This is a genomic window from Phytoactinopolyspora endophytica (assembly GCF_004138495.1).
Lineage (GTDB): Bacteria > Actinomycetota > Actinomycetes > Jiangellales > Jiangellaceae > Phytoactinopolyspora > Phytoactinopolyspora endophytica.
In genome coordinates this window covers 406,975-407,707 of record NZ_ML142850.1, presented here as the reverse complement: position 1 = coordinate 407,707, position 733 = coordinate 406,975, and the positions used below count along the sequence as shown (strand labels likewise).

Below are 733 nucleotides of genomic sequence, written 5' to 3'. Positions count from 1 at the left end.
GAGCTCGGTGATCGCGGCGATCTCTTTCTTTGCCAGGGAGAGCCGCGCCAGGATGTCGTCAGCGTGCTGGAGCAGTATCTCGCCGGCTTCGGTCAGCCGGGTGCTGCCCGGGTCGCGGAGCAGGATAGGCGTCCCCACAGTGCGCTCGAGGGCTCGCATCTGCTGACTCGCCGCTGGTTGGGAGAATCCGAGCTCCCGGGCCGCCGCCGAGAGCGACCCCGTCGCGGCGACTTGCTGCAGGAGTTCGAGATGCCGGATCTCGATCATTGGCCCTCCATAAGTATTCGCAATACTAAAACTAACAAATATGAGGCCGGCTTTGGGAGTTCCGAGCTGCCACCTTGGCAGTGGCCCGGTCGCTGATGCGGTATGGACTGATCAATGGCCACCTGGTCGAGGGCCCATCTGATGTCGACGCAGAGTCCGCTCGCGTGGCCGAGCGGATCGGTGAGTCCTACATGGATCAGGTCGCATGCACAGCGTCGGTGAACGGCCCCTGCGACCGCCGTCCTGTGCGGCGTTCGTCGCCCTGCAAGGCGTCGATCAGGAGCGCGTCCGCTCCGGGGTGCTCTGACGGACCACGACCTCGCCGGCGAGGCGGTGTACCCGGGGCGGCTGGTCCGGGGTCGCGTCGAGGGCGAGCACGAGTGCCAGCGAGCCGGCCTTCTCCAGCGGCATCTGGACGGTGGTCAACGCAGGGCTGACGTCGCGCAGAGTGGAGATGTCGTCGAAT

General features: G+C 66.0%; 2 protein-coding genes. Both read right to left on the bottom strand.

What is annotated here, in order from left to right:
- The coding region (locus tag ELR45_RS36950) for a LysR family transcriptional regulator (protein WP_205856023.1) at positions 1-267 on the bottom strand (267 nt) is incomplete at its 3' end.
- A 276-nt stretch (positions 268-543) separates the two neighbouring features.
- A partial coding sequence (locus ELR45_RS36945; RefSeq protein ID WP_205856021.1) for a substrate-binding domain-containing protein occupies positions 544-733 on the bottom strand: 190 nt, incomplete at its 5' end.